Annotated in this window: 25 protein-coding genes; 3 read left to right on the forward strand and 22 right to left on the reverse strand. The window is 70.7% G+C overall.

Features of this window, described 5'->3' with window-relative positions:
• The first annotated feature begins 37 nt into the window (after nt 1-37).
• Nucleotides 38-337, forward strand: a complete 300-nt coding sequence (locus ASF37_RS02945) for a hypothetical protein (RefSeq protein ID WP_156366929.1) — start codon at nt 38-40, stop codon at nt 335-337.
• A 60-nt stretch (nt 338-397) separates the two neighbouring features.
• The gene (locus ASF37_RS02950) at nt 398-1171 is read left to right on the forward strand and encodes an isocitrate lyase/phosphoenolpyruvate mutase family protein (RefSeq protein ID WP_056553954.1); all 774 of its coding nucleotides are present in this window, start codon (nt 398-400) and stop codon (nt 1169-1171) included.
• 54 nt (nt 1172-1225) lie between these two features.
• Here the strand turns inward: ASF37_RS02950 and ASF37_RS02955 are convergent, their stop codons facing one another.
• Nucleotides 1226-3217 (reverse strand): protein meaA, encoded by a 1992-nt coding sequence (locus ASF37_RS02955; RefSeq protein ID WP_055967008.1) that lies wholly within the window; start codon nt 3215-3217, stop codon nt 1226-1228.
• Between the two features lie 106 nt (nt 3218-3323).
• Here ASF37_RS02955 and ASF37_RS02960 point away from each other — a divergent pair, with 106 nt between their 5' ends.
• Entirely contained in the window at nt 3324-3896 is a 573-nt protein-coding gene (locus tag ASF37_RS02960) for a cob(I)yrinic acid a,c-diamide adenosyltransferase (protein ID WP_055967005.1), read from the forward strand.
• A 173-nt stretch (nt 3897-4069) separates the two neighbouring features.
• Here the strand turns inward: ASF37_RS02960 and ASF37_RS17050 are convergent, their stop codons facing one another.
• The 21 genes from ASF37_RS17050 to ASF37_RS03060 form a co-directional block, all read right to left on the reverse strand.
• A complete protein-coding gene (locus tag ASF37_RS17050) occupies nt 4070-4234 on the reverse strand; it encodes a hypothetical protein (RefSeq protein WP_156364749.1) in 165 nt (54 codons plus the stop codon).
• A 164-nt stretch (nt 4235-4398) separates the two neighbouring features.
• A complete protein-coding gene (locus tag ASF37_RS02965) occupies nt 4399-4845 on the reverse strand; it encodes a DUF2550 domain-containing protein (protein ID WP_055967002.1) in 447 nt (148 codons plus the stop codon).
• A gap of 35 nt (nt 4846-4880) precedes the next feature.
• Nucleotides 4881-5255, reverse strand: coding sequence for a F0F1 ATP synthase subunit epsilon (locus tag ASF37_RS02970; RefSeq protein ID WP_055966999.1), 375 nt, complete (start codon nt 5253-5255; stop codon nt 4881-4883).
• Entirely contained in the window at nt 5255-6697 is a 1443-nt protein-coding gene (atpD, locus tag ASF37_RS02975; protein ID WP_056579051.1) for a F0F1 ATP synthase subunit beta, read from the reverse strand. Before atpD ends, ASF37_RS02970 begins: the two co-directional genes overlap by 1 nt.
• A gap of 7 nt (nt 6698-6704) precedes the next feature.
• Entirely contained in the window at nt 6705-7637 is a 933-nt protein-coding gene (locus ASF37_RS02980) for a F0F1 ATP synthase subunit gamma (RefSeq protein ID WP_056553950.1), read from the reverse strand.
• 5 nt (nt 7638-7642) lie between these two features.
• Entirely contained in the window at nt 7643-9283 is a 1641-nt protein-coding gene (atpA, locus tag ASF37_RS02985; protein ID WP_055966991.1) for a F0F1 ATP synthase subunit alpha, read from the reverse strand.
• Nucleotides 9284-9342: 59 nt separating this feature from the next.
• Nucleotides 9343-10143: a F0F1 ATP synthase subunit delta gene (locus tag ASF37_RS02990; RefSeq protein WP_055966988.1), complete on the reverse strand. Its 801-nt coding sequence runs from the start codon at nt 10141-10143 to the stop codon at nt 9343-9345.
• Nucleotides 10143-10682, reverse strand: a complete 540-nt coding sequence (locus tag ASF37_RS02995) for a F0F1 ATP synthase subunit B (RefSeq protein WP_055966985.1) — start codon at nt 10680-10682, stop codon at nt 10143-10145. The genes ASF37_RS02990 and ASF37_RS02995 overlap by 1 nt, the downstream gene beginning before the upstream one ends.
• A gap of 22 nt (nt 10683-10704) precedes the next feature.
• Nucleotides 10705-10917: an ATP synthase F0 subunit C gene (locus ASF37_RS03000; protein ID WP_055966982.1), complete on the reverse strand. Its 213-nt coding sequence runs from the start codon at nt 10915-10917 to the stop codon at nt 10705-10707.
• Nucleotides 10918-10994: 77 nt separating this feature from the next.
• Entirely contained in the window at nt 10995-11801 is an 807-nt protein-coding gene (atpB, locus tag ASF37_RS03005; RefSeq protein WP_082481874.1) for a F0F1 ATP synthase subunit A, read from the reverse strand.
• A gap of 137 nt (nt 11802-11938) precedes the next feature.
• Nucleotides 11939-12334 (reverse strand): hypothetical protein, encoded by a 396-nt coding sequence (locus tag ASF37_RS03010; protein WP_156368112.1) that lies wholly within the window; start codon nt 12332-12334, stop codon nt 11939-11941.
• 38 nt (nt 12335-12372) lie between these two features.
• Nucleotides 12373-13500: a glycosyltransferase family 4 protein gene (locus tag ASF37_RS03015; protein ID WP_055966977.1), complete on the reverse strand. Its 1128-nt coding sequence runs from the start codon at nt 13498-13500 to the stop codon at nt 12373-12375.
• Nucleotides 13493-14137 carry an L-threonylcarbamoyladenylate synthase gene (locus ASF37_RS03020; RefSeq protein ID WP_055966975.1) on the reverse strand — a complete coding sequence of 215 codons (645 nt, stop codon included), beginning with the start codon at nt 14135-14137 and terminating at the stop codon, nt 13493-13495. Before ASF37_RS03020 ends, ASF37_RS03015 begins: the two co-directional genes overlap by 8 nt.
• 85 nt (nt 14138-14222) lie before the next feature.
• The gene (locus tag ASF37_RS03025; protein WP_056579055.1) at nt 14223-14708 is read right to left on the reverse strand and encodes a VTT domain-containing protein; all 486 of its coding nucleotides are present in this window, start codon (nt 14706-14708) and stop codon (nt 14223-14225) included.
• 72 nt (nt 14709-14780) lie between these two features.
• Nucleotides 14781-15308 carry a hypothetical protein gene (locus ASF37_RS03030; RefSeq protein WP_055966969.1) on the reverse strand — a complete coding sequence of 176 codons (528 nt, stop codon included), beginning with the start codon at nt 15306-15308 and terminating at the stop codon, nt 14781-14783.
• A complete protein-coding gene (locus ASF37_RS03035) occupies nt 15305-16396 on the reverse strand; it encodes an MCE family protein (RefSeq protein WP_082480768.1) in 1092 nt (363 codons plus the stop codon). The genes ASF37_RS03030 and ASF37_RS03035 overlap by 4 nt, the downstream gene beginning before the upstream one ends.
• The gene (locus ASF37_RS03040; protein ID WP_056576708.1) at nt 16393-17598 is read right to left on the reverse strand and encodes an MCE family protein; all 1206 of its coding nucleotides are present in this window, start codon (nt 17596-17598) and stop codon (nt 16393-16395) included. The genes ASF37_RS03035 and ASF37_RS03040 overlap by 4 nt, the downstream gene beginning before the upstream one ends.
• Nucleotides 17595-18659, reverse strand: a complete 1065-nt coding sequence (locus ASF37_RS03045) for an MCE family protein (RefSeq protein WP_056579057.1) — start codon at nt 18657-18659, stop codon at nt 17595-17597. Before ASF37_RS03045 ends, ASF37_RS03040 begins: the two co-directional genes overlap by 4 nt.
• Nucleotides 18656-19630 (reverse strand): MCE family protein, encoded by a 975-nt coding sequence (locus ASF37_RS03050; protein ID WP_056579058.1) that lies wholly within the window; start codon nt 19628-19630, stop codon nt 18656-18658. The genes ASF37_RS03045 and ASF37_RS03050 overlap by 4 nt, the downstream gene beginning before the upstream one ends.
• Entirely contained in the window at nt 19627-20631 is a 1005-nt protein-coding gene (locus tag ASF37_RS03055) for an MCE family protein (RefSeq protein WP_056553934.1), read from the reverse strand. Before ASF37_RS03055 ends, ASF37_RS03050 begins: the two co-directional genes overlap by 4 nt.
• Nucleotides 20628-21857, reverse strand: a complete 1230-nt coding sequence (locus tag ASF37_RS03060; RefSeq protein WP_056579059.1) for an MCE family protein — start codon at nt 21855-21857, stop codon at nt 20628-20630. The genes ASF37_RS03055 and ASF37_RS03060 overlap by 4 nt, the downstream gene beginning before the upstream one ends.
• Between the last annotated feature and the right edge of the window lie 6 nt (nt 21858-21863).

Genomic DNA, 21863 nt, shown 5'->3' on the forward strand with positions numbered 1-21863 from the left:
CCGGGTGACCTCATGGGCCCGATGCTACGGTCTGCTCGTGTCCAAGGAGCCGAAGCGCAAGTGCTGCGTCAGCAAGAACCGCTGCAAGCGCTGCCCGATCCGGATGCTCAAGGAAGGCACCCTCCCCGACGGCTACGGCGTGAAGAAGAGGCGGCTCGTCCGTATCGGCGCCGACGGCACCGTCGTCCCGGTGGAGAAGAAGGACAAGAAGTCCAAGAAGGGCAAGAAGGGCAAGAAGTCCGGGTCGAAGAGCACGAAGTCCCAGGGCAAGAAGTCCGGCTCCAAGAACGCGAAGACGCCGGGCAAGAAGGCCAAGAAGCACGCCCTCGCCGCCTGAGTCCGTCCCGGGGCGAGATTCGTCTGGTGGGTCCCGACGTCGTGCCCTAGCGTCGGCGTCATGGACCTGAAGACACGCGCCCAGACGCTGCTCGACCTGCACACCGCCCCGGAGCTGCTCACCGTCGTGAACGTGTGGGACGCCATCACCGCCCGCATCGTCACCGAGGTCGAGGGCACCAAGGCCCTCGCCACGGCGAGCCACTCCATCGCCGCGTCGCACGGCTACGAGGACGGCGAGAACATCCCGGTCGACGAGATGATCGCCGCCGTCGGGCTCATCGTCGCGAACACGCACCTGCCGGTGACGGCCGACCTCGAGGCCGGCTACGGCGACCCCGGCGAGACCGCCCGCAAGGCGATCGGCGTGGGCGCGGTCGGTGCCAACCTCGAGGACCAGGTGAAGCCTCTGGCCGAGGCCGTGGCCGCGGTCGAGGCCGTCGTGAAGGCCGGTGAGGCCGAGGGCATCCCGTTCGTGCTGAACGCCCGCACCGACGTCGTCGCGAAGGCCGGCGACCGTCCGCACGACGAGGTCATCGCCGACGCGATCGAGCGCGGCAGGGCCTTCATCGAGGTCGGCGCGCCGATCGTCTTCGTCCCGGGCCCCCTCTCGGAGGACGACGTCAGCGCGTTCGTCGACGCCTGGGGCCCGCAGCGGCTCACCACCATCGGCTACCCGGGGTCCATCCCCCTCGCGCGCCAGCAGGAGCTCGGCGTCGCTCGCGTGTCGTACGGCCCGTTCACGCAGTCCGTCGCGCTCATGGCCCTGCAGGACCTGACCCGTGACATCCAGTCCGGCGGCGCGCTGCCCGAGGGCTTCCGCGTCCTCAACTGACCCACGGACGACGAAGGGCCCGGGACCGTGTGGTCCCGGGCCCTTCGCGCGCGGTCAGGCCTCGAGGCCCTTGGCCTTGCGGATCTCGTCGACGATGCGACCCATGATGTCGGTCATGCCGAAGTCCTTCGGGGTGAACACCGCGGCGACGCCGTCCGCCTCGAGACGACGACCGTCGGAGTCGGGGATGATGCCACCGACGATGAGGGGCACGTCGTCCATGCCGGCCTCGCGCATGCGCTGCTGCACGTCGGGCACGAGCTCCATGTGCGACCCCGACAGGATCGACAGACCCACCACGTGCACGTCCTCGGCCACGGCGGCGGAGACGATCTGCTCGGGAGTCAGCCGGATGCCCTGGTACACGACCTCGAAGCCGACGTCGCGGGCGCGGACGGCGATCTGCTCGGCCCCGTTGGAGTGGCCGTCCAGGCCCGGCTTGCCGACCAGGAAGCGCAGCCGGGTGCCGAGCTCGTCACCCGTGCGCTTGACCTTCTCGCGCACGGCGGTCAGCTCGGCGCCGGCCTCCGCCACGCCGACGGCGCCGGACACGCCGGTGGGTGCCCGGTACTCGCCGAACACCTCGCGCAGCGCACCCGACCACTCCCCCACGGTCGCACCGGCCCGCACGGCCGCGAGCGTCGCCTCCATCAGGTTCGTCTCGGTCTTGGCCTCGGACTGCAGCCTCTCGAGAGCCGCGTCGACGGCACCCTGGTCGCGCTGCTCGCGCCATGCCTGCACGTCGGCGACGGCGTTGGCCTCGGCCTGCGGGTCGGCCACCATGATGGCGCCGTCGAGGTCCGCGGTCAGGGGCGACGGCTCGGTCTCGACGTAGCTGTTGACGCCCACGACCTTCATCTCGCCGGACTCGATCTTCGAGCGGCGGGCGGCGTGCGAGGCGACCAGCTCGGACTTCATGTAGCCGGACTCGACGGCCGCCACGGCACCGCCCATGGCCTGCACGCGGTCGATCTCGGCCTGCGCACCCTCCACGAGCTCGGCCACCTTGGCCTCGATGACGTGCGAGCCCTCGAAGATGTCGTCGTACTCGAGGAGGTCGGACTCGAAGGCGAGGACCTGCTGGAGGCGCAGCGACCACTGCTGGTCCCACGGGCGGGGCAGACCGAGCGCCTCGTTCCAGGCGGGCAGCTGCACCGCCCGGGCCCGGGCGTTCTTGCTGAGCGTGACGCCGAGCATCTCGAGCACGATGCGCTGCACGTTGTTCTCGGGCTGGGCCTCGGTGAGTCCCAGGGAGTTGACCTGCACGCCGTAGCGGAAGCGACGCATCTTGGGGTCGGTGACGCCGTAGCGGTCGCGGGTGATCTGCTCCCAGAGCTGCCCGAAGGCACGCATCTTGCAAGTCTCCTCGATGAAGCGGACACCGGCGTTGACGAAGAACGAGATGCGCCCGACGGTCTTCTCGAAGTCGGCGTCGTCGACCTGGCCGGAGTCCTTCACGGCGTCGAGCACCGCGATGGCGGTGCTCAGCGCGTAGGCGATCTCCTGCGTGGGCGTGGCGCCGGCCTCCTGCAGGTGGTAGCTGCAGATGTTGAGCGGGTTCCACTTGGGGATCGTGTTGACCGTGTAGGCGATCATGTCGGTCGTCAGCCGCAGCGACGGGGCAGGACCGAAGACGTAGGTCCCGCGCGACAGGTACTCCTTGATGATGTCGTTCTGGGTCGTCCCGGCGAGCGCCGACGGATCGACGCCCTGCTCCTCGGCGGCCACCTGGTACATGGCGAGCAGCCACATGGCGGTGGCGTTGATCGTCATGGAGGTGTTCATCTCGCCGAGCGGGATGTCCTGGAACAGCCGTCGCATCGATCCCAGGTGCGGGATCGGGACGCCGACCTTGCCTACCTCGCCGCGCGACAGCACGTGGTCGGGGTCGTAGCCGGTCTGGGTGGGCAGGTCGAAGGCCACCGAGAGCCCGGTCTGGCCCTTCGCCAGGTTCTTGCGGTACAGCGCGTTGGACTCGGCCGCCGAGCTGTGTCCGGCGTACGTGCGCATCACCCAGGGACGGTCGGGCGCAGACTTGTCAGGCATGCCGGTCAGGTTACCGCGCCGTAACGTGACGCGGCAGACTCTGTGAGCCACGCGACCCGCCTCAGGTGGCCCGGCCGTCCCGAGCGACACGCCCTAGGGTGAGGTCATGGTCAACCTGACACGGATCTACACCCGGACCGGCGACGACGGCACGACCAACCTGGTCGACTTCAGCCGCACCTCGAAGAACGACCTGCGGCTCGTGGCCTACGCCGACGTCGACGAGGCCAACAGCCAGCTGGGGCTCGCCCTGGCGTTCGACGAGCTGGACGACGAGGTGACCGCGGTCATCCGGCACGTGCAGAACGACCTGTTCGACGTCGGTGCCGACCTCGGCGCTCCGGTCGTGGAGAACCCCGAGCACCCGCCGTTGCGTGTCGAGCCCGACTACGTCGACCGGCTCGAGGGTTGGTGCGACCAGTACAACGACCGGCTCGAGAAGCTGCGCTCGTTCATCCTGCCCGGCGGCACCCGCTCGGCATCGGCCCTGCACGTCGCGCGCACGGTGACCCGGCGCGCCGAGCGATCCGCATGGGCCGCGATCGAGGTGCACGGCGACACGATGAACCCGTTGACGGCCCGCTACCTGAACCGGCTGAGCGACCTGCTGTTCATCCTCGGTCGCTACGCGAACCGCGAGGCCGGCGACATCCTCTGGGTGCCCGGCGGCGAGCGCTAGCGAGCTGCCCGACCGCACAGCGGCGAGCGCTGGCGAGCCTGCCCGACCGCACAGCGGCGAGCGCTAGCGAGCCCGCCCGACCGCACAGCAGCGAGCCCCAGCGAGCCCGTCGGAGACGCAGATCGCCGCCGTCCACGCGGGACGACGGCGATCCGGTCACGTGCTGGTGGGGGTCACTCCCAGTCGATGGCTCGCTGGGTGGTGACGGTGCCGCCGGACTTGACCTTGGTCACCTTCGTGACGGAGGACGTGGAGTCGACGTCAGCCTGGGCCGGCGACGACAGCGGCAGGAACGCGAGGGCCGACGCGAAGGTGGCGACGACGATGCGCTTGGTCATTCGGTTCATGGGGCTACCTGTTCCATCGGGGGACCCGGTCGACCGGGCATGGTCCATCGGGACCATGGTCCCGTAGTCCTCGGGAGATCGTCAATCGAAACGCCGAAAACCGATCCACCTCGTTCTCGCACATGGTGGTCGCTGGCCCTGCGTGCGGGGAGGAGCTAGAGGACGGTGCTGACGCGCTGCCCGGGGGGCGAGGCCTCGAGCCAGGCCAGCAGCCCCGTCAGGGCCGCCGGGGTCAGGGCGAGCTGCTGCACCGGTGTCGGGTTGCGTGTGGTCACGACCACGTGCCCGTCGTGGACCGCGTGCACCTCACCGCCCACGGGGTCACGACGACCGTCGACGGCCATGGCGTCCCGCGAGAACCGGTACGCCGGACGCAGCCTCAACGAGAAGGTCCGGTACCACTCCAGCGTGCTTCCGCGGTACACCGCGAGGCCCAGGGTCCACCCCTGGGCCGACGCGCCGTCCCGCTTGTTGATGCTGAGGTCGAAGGCGCCCAGCGTGCGCGCCAGGTACCGACGGCGCAGCACGAGGACGGCCAGCAGGACGACGGTGAGGGCGATCGCGGCGAGGACGAGGTCCACGGCCCACAGCCACAGCGGCACCCCGCCCTCCCTCCTCCGGCAGACGGCCGAGAACCCTAGGCCAGCTCGATGCCGCGGAGCTTGGCCTCGGCGCGCTGGACGGCCGCGTCGTCGTCGTCGGACCGCGCCTGCTCCAGCTCGGCCTGCACCTGGTCGCGGTCGAGCTCGGACACCAGGTGGGTGTCCTCGCTCAGGATCGAGACGCGGTCGTCGGCGACGGACAGGAACCCGTCCTCGACGACCGCGACGACCGTCTCGCCGTCGGCCTTGATCTTGACCACGCCGGGCACGAGCACCGACAGCAGCGGCGCGTGCCCGACGAGGACACCGAGGTCACCCTCGACGGTGCGGGCGACGACCTCGTGGGCCTCCCCCGACCACACCACGCGGTCGGCGGCGACCAGCTCGACCTGGAGCGTCGTGTCCGCCATCAGGAGTTCTTCTGGATCTCGGCCCACTTCGCATCGACGTCGTCGAGACCGCCGCACATGAAGAAGGCCTGCTCGGCCACGTGGTCGTACTCACCGTCGCAGATCTTGGTGAAGGCGTCGATCGTCTCGTCGAGCGGGACGGTGGAGCCTTCGATGCCGGTGAACTGCTTGGCCACGTAGGTGTTCTGGCTGAGGAAGCGCTGGATGCGACGGGCGCGCGAGACGATCGTCTTGTCCTCCTCGCTCAGCTCGTCGACACCGAGGATGGCGATGATGTCCTGGAGCTCCTTGTTGCGCTGCAGGATGCCCTTGACCCGGTTGGCCGTCGTGTAGTGGTCGTCGGCGATGTAGCGCGGGTCCAGGATGCGCGAGGTGGACGTCAGCGGGTCGACCGCGGGGTAGATGCCCATGGAGGCGATCTCACGGTTGAGCTCGGTGGTGGCGTCCAGGTGCGCGAACGTGGTGGCCGGGGCCGGGTCCGTGTAGTCGTCGGCCGGCACGTAGATCGCCTGCAGCGACGTGATCGAGTGACCACGCGTGGAGGTGATGCGCTCCTGCAGCACGCCCATCTCGTCGGCCAGCGTCGGCTGGTAGCCCACGGCGGACGGCATGCGGCCGAGCAGCGTGGAGACCTCGGAGCCGGCCTGCGTGAACCGGAAGATGTTGTCGATGAACAGCAGCACGTCGCGGTTCTGGACGTCGCGGAAGTACTCCGCCATCGTCAGGGCCGACAGCGCCACGCGCAGACGCGCTCCGGGCGGCTCGTCCATCTGGCCGAAGACGAGGGCGACCTTGTCGAGGACGTCGGCCTCCTCCATCTCGGCGATGAGGTCGTTGCCCTCGCGGGTGCGCTCGCCGACTCCGGCGAACACCGACACGCCGTCGTGGTCCTTGGCCACACGGGCGATCATCTCCTGGATGAGCACCGTCTTGCCGACGCCGGCGCCGCCGAACAGGCCGATCTTGCCGCCGAGGACGTAGGGCGTCAGCAGGTCGATGACCTTGATGCCGGTCTGGAACATCTGCGTCTTGGACTCGAGCTGGTCGAACGCGGGGGCCTTGCGGTGGATGCCCCAGCGCTCGGTCGCCTCGAACGTCTCGCCCTCGGGCATGTTCATGACCGCGCCGGTGGTGTTGAACACCCGGCCGAGCGTCTGGTCGCCGACCGGCACCGAGATCGGCTCGCCGGTGTCGGTGACGACGCTGCCGCGCACGACACCGTCGGTCGGGCGCAGGCTGATGGCGCGCACCAGGCCGTCACCGATGTGCTGGGCGACCTCGAGGGTGAGGGTCTCCTCGCTCCCGGGGATGCTGGTCTCCACGGTGAGCGCGTTGTAGATCTCCGGCATCGAGTCCGACGGGAACTCGATGTCGAGGACCGGGCCGATGACCCGCGCGACGCGACCGGTGGTCGTGGTCTTCTCTTCGGCAGTGGCAGTCATAGCTCTCTCACTCCTGACCAGCGGTGGCGTCGGCGAGCGCGTTGGCGCCGCCCACGATCTCGCTGATCTCCTGGGTAATGCCGGCCTGGCGGGCCTGGTTGGCAATGCGGGTGTACTTCTCGATGAGGTCCTGCGCGTTGTCGGTCGCGGACTTCATGGCCTTCTGGCGGGCGGCGAGCTCGGAGGCGGCCGCCTGCAGCTGGCAGTAGTAGATGCGGCTGTTGACGTACTTCGGCAGCAGCGCGTCGAGGACCTCGTGGGCCGAGGGCTCGAACTCGTACAGCGGCAGCAGGTCCGACTCCTCGGGAGCCTCCGTGCCCTCGACGACCTCGAGCGGGAGCAGACGGATGACGTCCGGCTCCTGCGTGAGCATCGACTTGAACCGCGTGAACACGATGTGAAGCTCGTCGACGGCGCGGGACGGGTCGATGGCCTCCTCGTCCGTCTCGTCCTGGGCGAACAGGCTCGTGAGCGCGTCGCCGATCTCGCGGGCGTTGGCGTACTCCGGCTTGTCGGAGTACCCGGTCCACGACGAGACGAACTCGCGCTGGCGGAAGGAGAAGTACGTCACGGCCTTGCGACCGGAGAGGTAGAAGTCGACCTCCTTGCCCTCGGACCGGAGCTTCTCGGTGAGCCGCTCCGCCTCCTTGAGGACGCTGGAGGAGTACGACCCCGCGAGGCCGCGGTCGCTCGTGATGACGAGCACCGCCGCCCGCGTGGGGTTCTCCTTCTCGGTGGTGAGCGGGTGGTCGACGTTGGAGAACGTCGCCACCGCCGACACCGCCCGGGTCAGCTCACGGGCGTACGGGGCCGCCGCCGCCGCGTGCTGCTGCGCCTTGATGATGCGCGAGGCGGCGATGAGCTCCATGGCGCGCGTGATCTTCTTGGTCGCCTGGGTCGACCTGATCTTCGCTCGTAGCTCTCGTACCGACGCTGCCATGTGGGTCAGCCCCGCTTCTGCTTGACGATCTGCTCCTGCTCGACGTCCTCGTCGTCCAGAGCGTCGAACTCCTCGCGACCGACGGAGATGCGTCCGCCCTCGCTGGTCTCGAACTGCTCGAGGAACGACGTGTACGCCGACTCCAGGGAGGACGCCGTGTCGTCGTCGAACTTCGCCGTCTCGCGGATCGTGGTGAAGATGCCCTCGTGCGAGCGCTTCACGTAGTCGAGGAACTCCTCCTCGAAGCGGCTGATGTCCTCGACGGGGACCGGGTCGAGCTTGCCCTGGGTTCCGGCCCAGAGGGAGACGACCTGCTGCTCCATCGGGAACGGGGCGTACTGACCCTGCTTGAACAGCTCCATGAGGCGCTGTCCGCGGGCGAGCTGGGCCTTGGACGCGGCGTCGAGGTCGGAGGCGAACATGGCGAACGCCTCCATGGCGCGGTACTGCGCCAGGTCGACCTTGAGCGAGCCCGTGACCGCCTTCATCGCCTTGGTCATGGCCGCACCACCGACGCGCGAGACGGAGATTCCGACGTCGACGGCGGGGCGCTGGTTGGCGTTGAACAGGTCCGACTGCAGGAAGATCTGGCCGTCGGTGATCGAGATGACGTTGGTCGGGATGTAGGCCGAGACGTCGTTCGCCTTGGTCTCGATGACCGGAAGACCCGTCATCGAGCCGGCGCCCAGCTCGTCGTTGAGCTTGGCGCAACGCTCGAGCAGCCGGCTGTGGAGGTAGAAGACGTCTCCGGGGTAGGCCTCGCGGCCCGGCGGACGACGCAGCAGCAGCGACACCGCACGGTAGGCCTCGGCCTGCTTGGAGAGGTCGTCGAAGATGATCAGGACGTGCTTGCCCTGGTACATCCAGTGCTGGCCGATGGCCGAACCGGTGTACGGGGCGAGGTACTTGAAGCCGGCCGAGTCCGAGGCGGGGGCCGCGACGATCGTCGTGTACTCCAGCGCACCCGCGTCCTCGAGGGCGCCGCGGACGCCGGCGATGGTCGAGCCCTTCTGACCGATGCCGACGTAGATGCAGCGGACCTGCTTGGTCGGGTCGCCGCTCTCCCAGAACTCCTTCTGGTTGATGATCGTGTCGATGGCGATCGCCGTCTTGCCGGTCTGGCGGTCACCGATGATCAGCTGGCGCTGGCCGCGACCGATGGGCGTGAGCGAGTCGATGGCCTTGATGCCGGTCATGAGCGGCTCGGAGACCGACTGACGCTGCACCACGTTGGGGGCCTGGAGCTCGAGGGCACGACGGCCGTCGGTCTCCACGTCGCCCAGACCGTCGATCGGCTGGCCGAGCGGGTCGACCACGCGGCCGAGGTAGCCGTCGCCGACGGGCACGGAGAGCACCTCGCCGGTGCGCTTGACCTTCTGGCCCTCCTCGATGCCGGAGAAGTCACCCAGGATGACGACACCGATCTCGCGGACGTCGAGGTTCAGCGCGAGGCCGAGCGTGCCGTCCTCGAACTCGAGCAGCTCGTTGGCCATGGCCGAGGGCAGGCCCTCGATCCGTGCGATGCCGTCGCCGGCCTCGGCGACGATGCCGACCTCTTCGGTCTTGCTGGCGCTCGGGGAGTAGTCGGACACGAACTGCTGCAGCGCGTCGCGGATCTCCTCGGGACGGATGGAGAGTTCCGTCATGTCTTCTGCCTGCCTTCTGTGGGTCTGGTGGCTGGGTGGTGCCGGATGATCAGGGGACGTCAGCCGGCGAGCTGCCGGCGGGCGGCCTCGAGTCGGCTGGACATGGTTCCGTCGACGACCTCGCCCTCGACGGAGACGGCGATGCCTCCGACGACCGACGGGTCGACCACGATGTTGAGGTGGACGTCGCGTCCGTACTTGCCGGCCAGGGCGGCCGCGAGTCGGGAACGCTCGTCGTCGGACAGCTCGTAGGCCACGCGCACGACCGCGACGAGGCGGTCGCGACGCTGGGCCGCCACCTCTCCGAACGCGGTCAGGACCTTCTCGAACGACCCGGTGCGTGCCACGACCGCCTGCTGCGCGAGCTCGAGGGTCTCGGTCGAGACCTTGCCCTCGAAGATCGAGGCCAGCAGGGACGCCTTGGCCTTGGCCGGGACCGAGCGATCGGCCACGACGCCACGGAGCTCGACGTCGCCGGCGACCGTGCGGCCGAGCTCGAACAGCTCGGTCTCGACCCGCTCGAGGTCACCGGCGGCGTCGGCACGCCCGACCAGGGCGGCCGCACCGGCGGTCTCGAGGGCGTCGGCCAGGTCACGCCCGGCGTTCCAGCGCGACGCCGCCGCGGCCTTGACCACGTCGAGGGTCGCGCCGTCGACCTGCGAGCCGAGCACGGTGGCCGCGAGGCCAGCCTTGGCCTCGGGCTCGGTCGACGGGTCCGTGAGCACGCGGCGCAGCGCCGGGTTGGCGTCGAGCAGCGCCACCACCCCGAAGAGCTGGCTGCCGAGCGCCGCCGAGGAACCCTGGGCCGACTCGACGGCCGACAGGACCTCGTGCTGGGACCTCGCGGAGATGCCTCGCATCAGTTGGCCGACCCCTCCAGCTCCGTGATGAAGCGCTCGACGGTGCGACGCTGACGCGCCTCGTCCTCGAGCGACTCACCGACGATGCGTCCGGCGAGGTCCGTGGCGAGCGAGCCCACCTCGGCCTTCAGCTGGGCGAGGGCCTGCGACCGCTCGGCCTCGACCTGCGCGTGCGCCGTGGCCGTGATGCGGGCGGCCTCGTCCTGGGCCTGGGCCCGGAGCTCGGCGATGATCTGCGCGCCCTGCTCCTTGGCCTCCTCGCGGATGCGCGAGGCCTCGTGCCGGGCGTCGGCCAGCTGGGCGTTGTACTTCTCGAGCGCGGCCTGCGCCTCCTTCTGGGCAGACTTGGCCTCCTCGATCCCGCCCTCGATGGCGGCGGTCCGCTCGGCGAACGCCTGCTCGAAGTTGGGCACGACGAACTTGCGGACCAGCAGGAAGAGGATGCCCAGGACGACGAGGCCCAGGACGATCTCGGGCAGCTCGGGGACGAGCGGGTTGTGCTCCTCGCCCTCTGCTGCGGCGACCAGGATCGCGCTCATGGTGAATCTCCCTTAGCGAGGATCAGTTGTAGCCGAAGACGAAGGCCAGGGCCAGCGCGATGATGAAGAACTGCTCAGCGAGGACGAAGCCGAAGATCGCGATGCCCTGGAGCTTGCCCTGCGCCTCGGGCTGACGGGCGACGCCCGTGACGTAGGCGGCGAAGATCAGGCCGACGGCGATGGCCGGGCCGACAGCGGCCAGTCCGAGGCCGACGGTGGCGATGGAACCAGTCATGACGGTTCTTTCCTTTCGTGGTGACGCAGGAGGCGTCGGGTGCGGGTCGAGAGGTGGTCAGGTGGTACCGAGCGAGCTCAGTGCTCGTCGGCGATCGCGCTGCCGATGTACATCGCGGTCAGCAGCGTGAAGACGTAGGCCTGCAGGAACATGATCAGCATGTCGAGGAAGCTGACCCCGATGCCGAGCAGGAAGGACACGATCCCGGCGGGGATGCCGATGGCGGCGTTCGCGTAGTCGGTCACCAGGTACGCGGCGCCGAGCGAGAACAGCAGGATCAGCAGGTGCCCCGCGAACATGGTCGCGAAGAGTCGCAGCGCGAGCGTGAACGGTCGCACGATGATGTTGGAGAGGAACTCCAGCGGCACCAGGGCCAGCAGGATGGGGCCCTTGGCCCCGGCCGGCACGGTCTGGTGCTTGAGGTAGCCGAAGAAGCCGTGCTTGCCGATGCCCGCGACGTTGTAGATCAGCCAGGTCACGAGGGCCAGGGCCACCGGGAAGCCGAACTTCGACATCGACGGGAACTGGATGACCGGGATCACGCCGTAGAAGTTGTTCACCAGCACGAACAGGAAGACCGTGAACAGGTACGGCACGTACTTCATGAAGTCCTGGCTGCCGATGTTGTCGCGGGCGATGCCGTTGCGGATGAAGCCGTAGACGTACTCGCCGGCGAACTGCAGTCGGCCGGGGACCACCGCGGCCTTGCGGCTCGTCGCATACGCGAAGCCGAAGACGATGACGATGGAGAAGACGAGGAAGAGCTCGGGCTTGTTGACCTCCCAGCCGCCGATCGTGAACGTCGGCGGGAGCAGGAAGCTCCCGGGGCCGGGCTGCGGCGGGCCGTCAGCGGCAGCCGCCAGGGCGGTCGAGGCGAGGGTCACTCGGTCACCTTTGTCTCATGGCGCGGTCGATTCCGACTGGGAAGTCGGCGATCCGGCATACGGCCAGCGTCATCGTTCACGTCGTGACCGACCGGGAACCGGCTGGGCTTCGACGCACTCGAGAGGCTACCAGGAGGTCACGACGGGGTGTCGTCCAGGTCATACGTGAGGACTCGACGGCGGCGGAACGCCCGGACCTGCAGGGCCGTCCACACCAGGCTGCACACCACGGCGGACAGGCCGAAGGCACGGCGGTCGACGTGCTCGGCCACCCCACCGACGTCGAAGAGCAGCAGCAGCACCGCCATGGCGGCGAACGCCTTGACGAGGAAGAACAGCACCGCCGCGGGCAGGGCGAGCACCGGGCTCGAGCGCGCGACCGGGTTCATCACCAGCGGCGTGGAGCCGAGGAAGGCCACCACCACGATCCCGGCGAGGAGGGCGCCGAGCACCCCCGGCCACCCGTGGGTGGCGCCGGCGACCGTCGCGCACAGCAGCACGGCGACCACCATCGGGACCGCGACGGGGACCACCCGCCGGACGGTGGGCCGTGGGTCCGGAGCCGAGCCGCTCACGTGCGGTTCCACACGCGACCCTCGAACCGAGGCAGCACGAAGGCCGAGGCGGCCGTGAGCAGGGCGAGCACGACGAATCCGACGATCGACTGCCACCCGCTGAACAGGCTCACCACGACGCTGCCGAACGCCACGAGCCCGGCCGCCGCGTACATGAGCAGCACGGCACGGCGGTGCGAGTGGCCGATCTCGAGCAGCCGGTGGTGGATGTGCATCTTGTCCGGGCTGAACGGGGAGCGCCCGGCCCGGGTGCGGCGCACCACGGCGAGCGCCAGGTCGAGGAAGGGGACGAGCAGGATCGCGAACGGCAGGAACAGCGGCAGCAGGGCGGGCAGGAAGCTCGCCGCTCCCCCGCCCACGCCCTCGGAGAGGCTCGTGGCCGGGAACTGGCCCGTGAGGCTGATCGAGGAGCAGGCGAGCATGAAGCCGATGAGCATCGAGCCGGAGTCGCCGATGAACATCCGGGCCGGGAAGAAGTTGTGCGGCAGGATCCCGATGCACGCCCCGGCCAGCGCCGCGGTCAGGAGGGCGGCGGCGATGGCGCGCGTCTCGCCGTTGACCACGGCGAGCGAGAACGCGTACGAGAAGAACGCGACGGCGCCGATCGCGACCATGCCGGCAGCGAGGCCGTCGAGGCCGTCGACGAAGTTCACCGCGTTGGCCGTGGTGACGATCAGCAGCACCGTGAAGATGATCGACTGCGCGTTGTCCAGACCCAGGTAGTTGTTGTAGAGCGGCAGGTACAGGAACTGCACCCCCATGGCCACCACCACGACCCCGGCGAGCACCTGGCCGGCGAACTTGCTGAGGGCGTCGAGCTCGAACAGGTCGTCGATCACGCCCACGACGCAGATCACCGCTCCCCCGACGATGACCGCCTGGGCGTCGCCGAAGACCGCGTCGTCGTTGCGCGACAGGAACGGCAGGTGGGTCGCCACGAGGTAGGCCGACACGAGCCCGCCGAGCATCGCGGGGCCGCCGAAGTACGGGGTGGGGATGGCGTGGACGTCGCGGTCGCGCACGCGGGCCACGGCCCCGAAGCGCACCGCGAGCATCCGCGCGATCGAGGCGAGGAGGTAGGTCACCCCGAGGGCGACCCCGAAGACGACGAGGTACTCACGCACCGAACGGCTCCACGGTGTTGTTGTAGCGGTGGAGGACGTCGAGGGTGACCGGTCCCTCGCGCAGGATGCGTGGCGAGCTGCCGGTCACGTCGAGGATCGTGGAGGCGGTGCCGCCGGGGCTGGTCCCGGCGTCGAGGTAGACGGCCACCGCGTCGCCCAGCATGCGCTCGGCGTCGTCGACGGTGACGGCGGCGGGCTCGCCGGTGAGGTTCGCGCTGCTCACCGCGAGCGGGCCCGTCTGCTTGAGCAGCGTGAGCGCGACGGGGTGGTCCGGCATCCGCACGGCCACGGTGTGGTGCGTCTCGCCCAGGTCCCACGTGAGGGACGGCTGCTGACGGCAGATGATCGTGAGCGGCCCGGGCCAGAGCTCGGTGGTCATGGACCGGAGCCATCCGGGGACGTCGGTGGCGAGCGCCTCGAGGGTCGTGGGGGCGCCCACGAGCACGGGCGGAGGCATCTGCCTCGTCCGGCCCTTGGCGTCGAGCAGGCGCTGCACGGCCTCGGGCGAGAACGCGTCGGCGGCGAGCCCGTACACCGTGTCGGTGGGCACCACGACCAGCTCACCGGACTCGAGCACGCCCTGGGCGGCGTCGATCCCGGTCTGGCGTGTCTCCTCGTCGGCGCAGTCGTACCTCACCGGGACACCCTAACGGCCGCGCCAGCGCCGACGCAGCGCCCACGCGGTCTGCCCACGCCGTCCGACACGCCGTCTGCCCAGGGCCTCACAGCACACCGTGGATGACGAAGGCGATGGCGAGGAACTGGATGGTCCGACCCAGGAAGACCATGGCGAGGAAGACCCAGAGCCGCTGGCGGGACAGCGGGGCGAGCAGCGTCACGACCGCGAGCGGCGGCACGGCGGCGAGCGCCGACAGGAACACCGTGGCCGCACCGGCCACGGGGCGGTCGAGCCAGGTGAGCAGGAGGTCGCCGGTACGGCGCAGCCACGCGGTCACCCGGTTCCGCGGCGGTCGGCGCTCGGCCTGCTTGCGGTAGCGGGCGGACCCGGTGCGCACCAGCTGGAACACGATCGCCTTGCCGACCACCGTGCCGACGCTGAGCGTGAGGATGACCAGGGCGAGGTCGAACCGGCTGTCGACGAGGGCGCCGAGGCTCAGCACGTAGATCTCGGCGTTGAGGAACATCGGCAGGATCGCCGAGCCCACGCCGAAGGCGAAGGCGGCCGCGTGGACCAGGACGACTGCCATGGTCCGGGAGCCTATCGGCAGGCGGACGCCCTGCGAGCACACCCGTCGCCGAGGACCTCCCGGCGCGCCGGGTCAGCGCAGCACGACGTCGCCCACCAGCCAGGCACCGTCCTGGCGGACCATGGTCATGACCACCCGGCTCCGCTCGGTGCGCTGGGTGCCGTCGCTGCCGCGGGTGATGGTCTGGTCGACGAACAGCAGCACCTCGACCTCGTCGGCGGAGACGGCCCTGCCGACCGCCTCGACGACGTCGCCGACCGCACGGGCCTCGACCCGGCGCGCCACCTGGGCGACGGGCTCGTTCGCCTCGGCGTACTCCCGCGCGAACTGCGGGGTCGCGCCGGTGCGCGCCCACGCCGTGTCGGCGTCGAAGGTCTCGCCGGTGTAGCTCGTGAGCTGGACGGCGCGGTCGCGCGCCACGGCCGTGGCCTCCGCCGCGGCGTCCGCACGCTGCTGTGCCGAGCGACCGGACAGGACGAGCCACGCCGCACCGACGACCGAGGCAAGCAGCGCCACCGCCAGCGCGAGGGCCACGACACGCACCCGCCGGTCCCCGCCCGACGACAGGCGTTCCACGGCACTGCCGCGCGAGGTCGTCACCGTCGGTCCTGCGGCAGGGGCGCGTTGGACGACCCGCGCTGCTGGCCCCCGAACGTCGTCGGGCACGAGCGGTCCGGATCGATCGGCCGGCGCTCCGCGTGCTTGGGGCTCGGGTCGGCGACGCCGTAGGAGCACACCCCACCGGGCGAGACCAGCATGTTGGTCTGGAGTCGCCCGCCCTTCACGGCCTCGGCGAACCGGTCGAACCCGCTGGGGAACACCCGGAGCAGCTCGCGCAGGTGCTGGTCGCGCGGGATCGTCATGTCGGCGAAGACGATCATCTCGTCGAGCACCCGCGGCAGCTTGAGCGCGACGAGCGACGTGAGCTCCCTCAGGTCCTGGACCCGCGCCGGGAGGGTCTCGATGCTGGTGCGGAGGGTCGGGTCGTAGTCGGCGAGCCAGGCGGTGAACGACTCGGCGGACCGCGCGAACTCGCGGAACTCGTCCTCCACGTCCACCCCGGTCCGCAGCACCGTGCGTCCGTTGACCAGGAGCCGCTCGGTCTCCGGCCACGTGCGGTCGAGGGTCTCGACGATCCGCGAGCCGGAGTCGAGGACACGGCGCAGGTCGTCGGGGTCCTCGAAGGCCACGCGCAGCTCCCGCAGCGTGGTCCGCAGGGCGGCGGTGTCGACGTCGGACATGAGGTCGTCGACCGAGCGCAGGGTCTGTGCGACCGTCGTCGGCGTGGTGGTCGCCGACGCCGCGATGCGGTCGCCGTCGTCCAGCCACGGTGCGCGGTGCTGCTCCGGCTGCAGGTCGAGGAACTGCTCACCGGCCGGGGAGAGCGAGCGCACGACCGCCCTGGCCGTGGCCGGGACCTGGGCACCGGGGTCGAGCGACAGGGTCGCGACGGCTCCGGACCCCTGGGCGCGGACTGTGTCGACCTTCCCGATGCGCACCCCGCGATAGGTGACGCCCGACCCTTCGAACAGACCGCCGGTCGTGGCGAGGTCGACCTCCACGCGATCCTGGCGCTGCCCGACCGTCCCGCCCAGGACGGAGGTGTAGAGGTGCATCGAGACCAGGACCAGCACGGCGAGCAGCGCGAACGCGCTCGTGCGGTACCTCATGGGCATCGGACGGCTCATCGCGCGGCTCCCAGCAGTCCGTCGAGACCCAGTCCGGTGAGACCGCCGCCGCTCGAGGCGTCGGCGCCCGATCCCGAGGAGGCGCCGCTCGGGGGCACGATGCGGCCGAGGCCCGGGAGCGACCCGACCAGCGACTCGATCCCGTCGACCAGCCCGTCCCCGGACAGCCCGTCCGTCCCGGGGGTCTCGATCCGCGGCAGGTCGAGGTCGCCCACCCCTGGCAACGACGGCAGGCCGACGCTCACGGAGGTCTGGAAGTACAGGTACGTGTTGAGGTACTCCGCCGGCACCGCCTCGTCGATGAGCCTCGAGAAGCCCACGAGGGTCCGCAGGCCCGGCTCGAACTCGTCCGCCGTCGTGTTGAGCGACTCGAACACCGGCCCCGCCTGGGCGAGCACCGTGGTGAGGTCGTCGCGCGAGCGGCCGACCACGTCCACGACGTCGGCGCCGAGCCGGTCGATCCCGCTGAGCAGGTCCACGAGCTCGTCGGTGTTCTCCCGGACGACCTCGGCGGCCGGGCGAAGGTCGGTCAGGGCCGCGTCGACCACGTCCTCGCGCTCGTCGAGGACTCGCGAGACCTCGGCCAGGGCGGTGAGGGCGGCATCGAGCTCGTCGTCGGAGGCGTTGAGGGCCGACGCCGTCCCCGCCATCCTGCGCAGCGCGGTGCGCACGGCCGGTTCGCGGCCCCCGAGTGCCGCGTTGGCCTCCTCGACGATGGTCTGGACCTGGCCGAGCCCACCACCGTTGATGAGCATCGAGGCGGCCGACATGGTGTCCTCGATGGTGGGCGCGCTCGACGCGTCGCCCGCGGCCAGCACGGAGCCCGGCGCCAGGAACGGACCGTCCGCGCCCTCCTCGCCGACGTCGACGAAGAGCTCACCGAGCGGCGTCGTGGCGCGCAGCCGCACCGTGGTGCCCTGACGGAGCCGACGGTCCGCGAGCACGTCCATCGTGACGCGGGCCCGGAAGTCACGGACCGAGATCTCCCGCACGCGCCCGACCAGCACACCGCCGCTCTTGACCGGCGCGCCGACCGCGAGGTTGAGCGCGTCGTCGAACTCCGCCGACAACGGGTAGGAGTCGCCGCCCAGTCGGCTCCCGGGGAGCGGCAGGTCCGAGGCCGTGGTGCTGCACCCGGCCAGGGCCACGGCCAGCAGCACGCCCACCACGGCACGGCCCAGGCGGCGCGTCGAGGAGGTCATCCCTCGCTCACCCCCGCCAGCGTCAGCAGGACGGCCCACAGCGGGAGGTCGAGCAGGCCCAGTCGCTCGCACGCGTCCTGCGGCGCGCGCTCGCAGAGGTCGGCGACCACCGTCCTGCCGGGCACGAGGTCGAGCGGACGGGTGCGGAAGCTGAGCCGGTCGTTCTCGTCGATCGCCCGGACCAGGTTCTGCAGCATGAGCGGGCCGGTGTCGAGGAGCTGCTGGTACTCGGCCTGGTGGTCGGCGAGGTCCTGGGCGAGCGCCACGAAGTCGTCCATCTGCGAGCTGATCCGCCCGCGCTGGTCGCGCACCACGATGCCGACCTCGCGCACCATGGCCGTGACGGCGTCGAACGTCGCCTCGATCGACTCGTGCTGCTCATCGAGCATCGTGGTGGCCTCGGCGACCTGGTCCACGAACTGCCGGACCACCTGGTCGTCGTTCGCCACCGCCGTCGTCAGCTGGTCGAGCCCGGTGATCGTGCCCTCGACGTCGCCCAGCTGGGCGTCGATGGTGCCCAGCACGTCGGCCATCCCGGCCAGCCCGTCGCGGATCGCGCCACCGTTCCCGTCGAGGTTGGCCGCCGACGACGTCAGCAGGCCGTTGAGCGCGTCCCCACCGTCCGCGCCCAGGGCCGACGACGTGGACTCCAGCGTCGAGAGCAGCTCGTCGAACTCGACCGGTGTCCGCGTCCGTTCCAGGGGGATCACGTCGCCGTCGCCCAGCGTCGCTCCGTCGCGGTAGACCGGTGTGAGCTCGACGTAGCGATCCGTGGCGACCGACCGCGACACCACCACCGCGGCGGCGTCGGCCGGGACGTCGATCCCGTCGTCCAGACGCAGGGTGACGTCGACGTGCCCGCCGCGGGGGCGCACCTCGACGACCTCACCGACCCGCACCCCCAGCACGCCGACGTCGTTGCCCTCGAAGAGTCCTGCGGCGTCGCGCAGCTGCACGGTCACGGTCCGGCCACCGGAGCCGACGCAGCTCGAGAGCAGCGGGGCCACGAGCGCCACCACGAGCACGGGCAGGAGGGCCCGCCACCACCGTCGGGTCCTCATGAGCACTCGTCCGGGCTCGCGAGGCACGCGAGGTTGTCGTTGATGGCGACCGGCACGTGCAGGTCGAGCCAGGGTCCGTTGCCCGAGGCGTTGGCGACGTACTTCGTCATCGTGGCCAACGACGACAGGGCCTTCGTCACGTCGTCGCGGGCGTCCTCGAGACCGTCGAGAGCGGTGGTGAGGTCGCGCAGCATCGGGTCGAGGTCCTTCTCGGTGTCGTCGAGCAGACCGCGCACCTGCACGGCCATGCGCAGCGCGTCGGACAGCATCTGGTCGATCACCTCACGACGGGAGGTCAGCTCGCCGAGCACGAGCGTCGACTGCTCCAGCAGGTCGAGCACGGCGTCGGCGTTGCGGTTGAGCGTGCCCGTCACGTCGTTGCTGGCCGCCAGGAGACGGGACAGCTGGTCGCTGCGCCGCGACGCGACGCGCGCGAGGTCGGCCACGCCCTCGACCGCGGCCCTCGTCTCGTCGGGGGTGCGACCGAGCACGTCGGCCATGACGTTCATGGAGCGGGCCAGACCCTCGGCGTCGAGCGTCTGCAGCGCGTCGGTCGAGGCGTCGACGACGTCCTGCAGGTTGTAGGGCACCGAGGTCCGCGCGAGCGGGATCCTGGCGTCGGCGAGGTCACCGGTGCCGCGCGGTGCCACCTCGAGGAAGTGGCTCCCGAGCAGCGTCGCGACCTTGACGACGACCCCCGTGGACCGACCGAGCCGCACGTCGCGGTCGGCGGTGAAGGTCACGACCACGCGATCCTTCGCCAGTCGGATCCCGGTCACCTCCCCCACGCCGACGCCGGCGACCTGGACCTCCTCGCCGACCCGCAGGCCGGCCGTGTGCTCGAGCTCGGCGGTGTACGTGCGCTGGCCGAACGGGATGACGCTGAGCGCCAGGACGAGCAGGCCGAGGACCCCCAGTCCGACGACCCCGACCATGCCGACGCGGCGTGCGTGCGTCCGTCGATCGCTCATCGGCAGACCTCCGAGTAGGGGCCGTCGGTGGAGCCGAGGTTGATCAGCTCACCACCGACCTCCACCCCGAGGTTGCAGATGTACATGTTGAGCCAGGTGCCGTAGGACATCGGTCGGGCGAACGCGCCGGTGGCGGTCGGCACGGCGGCCAGCATGGTCTGCAGCTCGCCCATGTTGTCGGCGAACAGCGCCGCGGTGGTGCGCAGCGCCGTCGTCACCCGGGCGACGTCGGGGCGGGTGTCCTCGACGAGGTCGGCCGTGACCCGGGAGAGCTCGGAGATGCCGTCGATGGACTCACCGATCGTGGTGCGCTGCTCGGCCAGGCCGGTCATCAGCGCCCGCAGCTCCCCGACCGTGGCGGTGAGGTCGTCCTCGCGGTCGACGAGGTTCTCGAGCACCGGGGTGAGGTGGGTGAGGACGTCGGTGACGACCGCGTCCTTGTCGGCAAGGTTGCGCGTGAGCGTCGCCGTCTCGTCGAGCAGGCTCTCCACCGTGCCGCCCTCCCCCTGGAGCACCTTGACCACCGACTCCGCGAGCTGGTTCACGTCCTCGGGCCGGAGCGTCTCGAAGAGCGGCTCGAAGCCGTTGAGCAGCGCGGTGAGGTCGAAGCCGGCGCTCGTGCGCGACGTCGGGACGACGCTGCCCGGCTCCAGGGCCGTGCCCCGCTCACGGCCGGGCAGCAGCGCCAGGTACCGCTGGCCGAGCAGGTTCTGGTAGCGGATCACCATGCCCGTGGTGTCGGTCAGACGCTGCCCCTCCCCCACGGACACCCGCACGCGGGCGGTGTCACCACCGACGAGCTCGATGCCGTCGACGCGACCGACCCGGACACCGGCGGCGCGCACGTCGTCGCCGACGCGCAGCCCGCTGACCGAGGTGAAGTCCGCCACGTAGGTCCGGGTGGTCCCCTCCGTCCTGTTCAGCATCGTGTTCGCGAGCACCACGAGGACGAGCACGCACACGGTGGCGAAGGTGACGAGCTTGACGACGGTGGCCCTCATCGGTCGCCGCCCTCCAGGTAGGGGCGCCCGAGGAGCTCGGCGACACCACCCTGGGGGGCGGCCTCCAGCTCGTCGAGCATGTCGCGGAGCTCGGCGACCAGGGCGTCGTCGGCGGGCGTCGCGGTGTTCGTGCCGCTGCCGGTCGAGCCCGGCGTGCCACCGCACCGCGGGCCGCGGGCCGTCCCGTAGGTGGGGCAGTCCGACGCGGTGTACGGCGCGTCGTCGCCGGTCTTGATGAAGACGTTCGTCGACATGTAGGAGCCCTGCGAGAACGTCTCGGCCTGCTTGGCGGCGAAGTCGACGAACGAGGTGAAGCTGTCGGGCAGACCGGCGCGCTCGTCGTACATGGCGTCGACCACGACCGCGGCACCGTCGAGCGCCTCGACGAACGGGTCCCCGACGGCGTCGAGCGCCCGACGCCCCTCGCCCACGAGGGCGTTGCTCCCGGCGAGGAGCGTGGTGAGCTGCGCCCGCTTCTGCACGATCGTGCGGCTCGTCACGAGCGCGTTGCGCGTGGCGTCGAGCAGCTGCGGCGACGTCTCGGCCAGCGTCGTCATGTTCTGCGCGAACAGCTCGAGGTCCTCGCGCAGCAGCGGCAGCCGGGGCTCCAGGCGGCCGAGGTAGCCGGAGACCGTCTCGATCGTGCCGCCGAGCTGGTCGCCGCGGCCGTCGAGCGCCGTCGCGAGCGCACCCAGGGTGGCCGACAGCTCGGCCGGCTCCACGGCGGTGAGGATGCGGTAGGAGCTGTCGAGCGTGTCCTGCAGCTCGAGCGTCTCGGCGTCCCGGGCCTGCTCGATGGCGGCACCGGCTCGCAGGGCGCCGCGCTCGCTCCGGGGTCGGACCAGGTCGACGTAGGTCGTGCCGAACACCGTGGCGGGCAGCACGCGCGCCGTCACCTGCGCCGGGACCTCACGTGCGTGCCGCTCGTCGATGCGCAGGTCGATCCGCACCGAGGGGTCGGCACCGTCGGCCGTCGTGCCCGGCTCCTGGGTGATCGAGGTGACGCGTCCGACGATCACGCCGTCGAGCTTGACGTCCGAGCCCGGGACGAGCGACCCGCCGGCGTCGTCGACGAGGGCGTGCGCCGTCGTGTCGTCCGCCAGGGCACCTCGCGACACCGCGGCCAGGGCCGCGCCCACGAGCACCAGGAGCACCACGAGCACGAGGCCGCGGCGCACGAGGACCGCGCGGCCGGGGTCGTCGGGATCGATCGTCGTCAGGTCCATCGCCGC

It is taken from the genome of Aeromicrobium sp. Leaf289 (genome assembly GCF_001423335.1).
Classification (GTDB): Bacteria; Actinomycetota; Actinomycetes; order Propionibacteriales; family Nocardioidaceae; genus Aeromicrobium.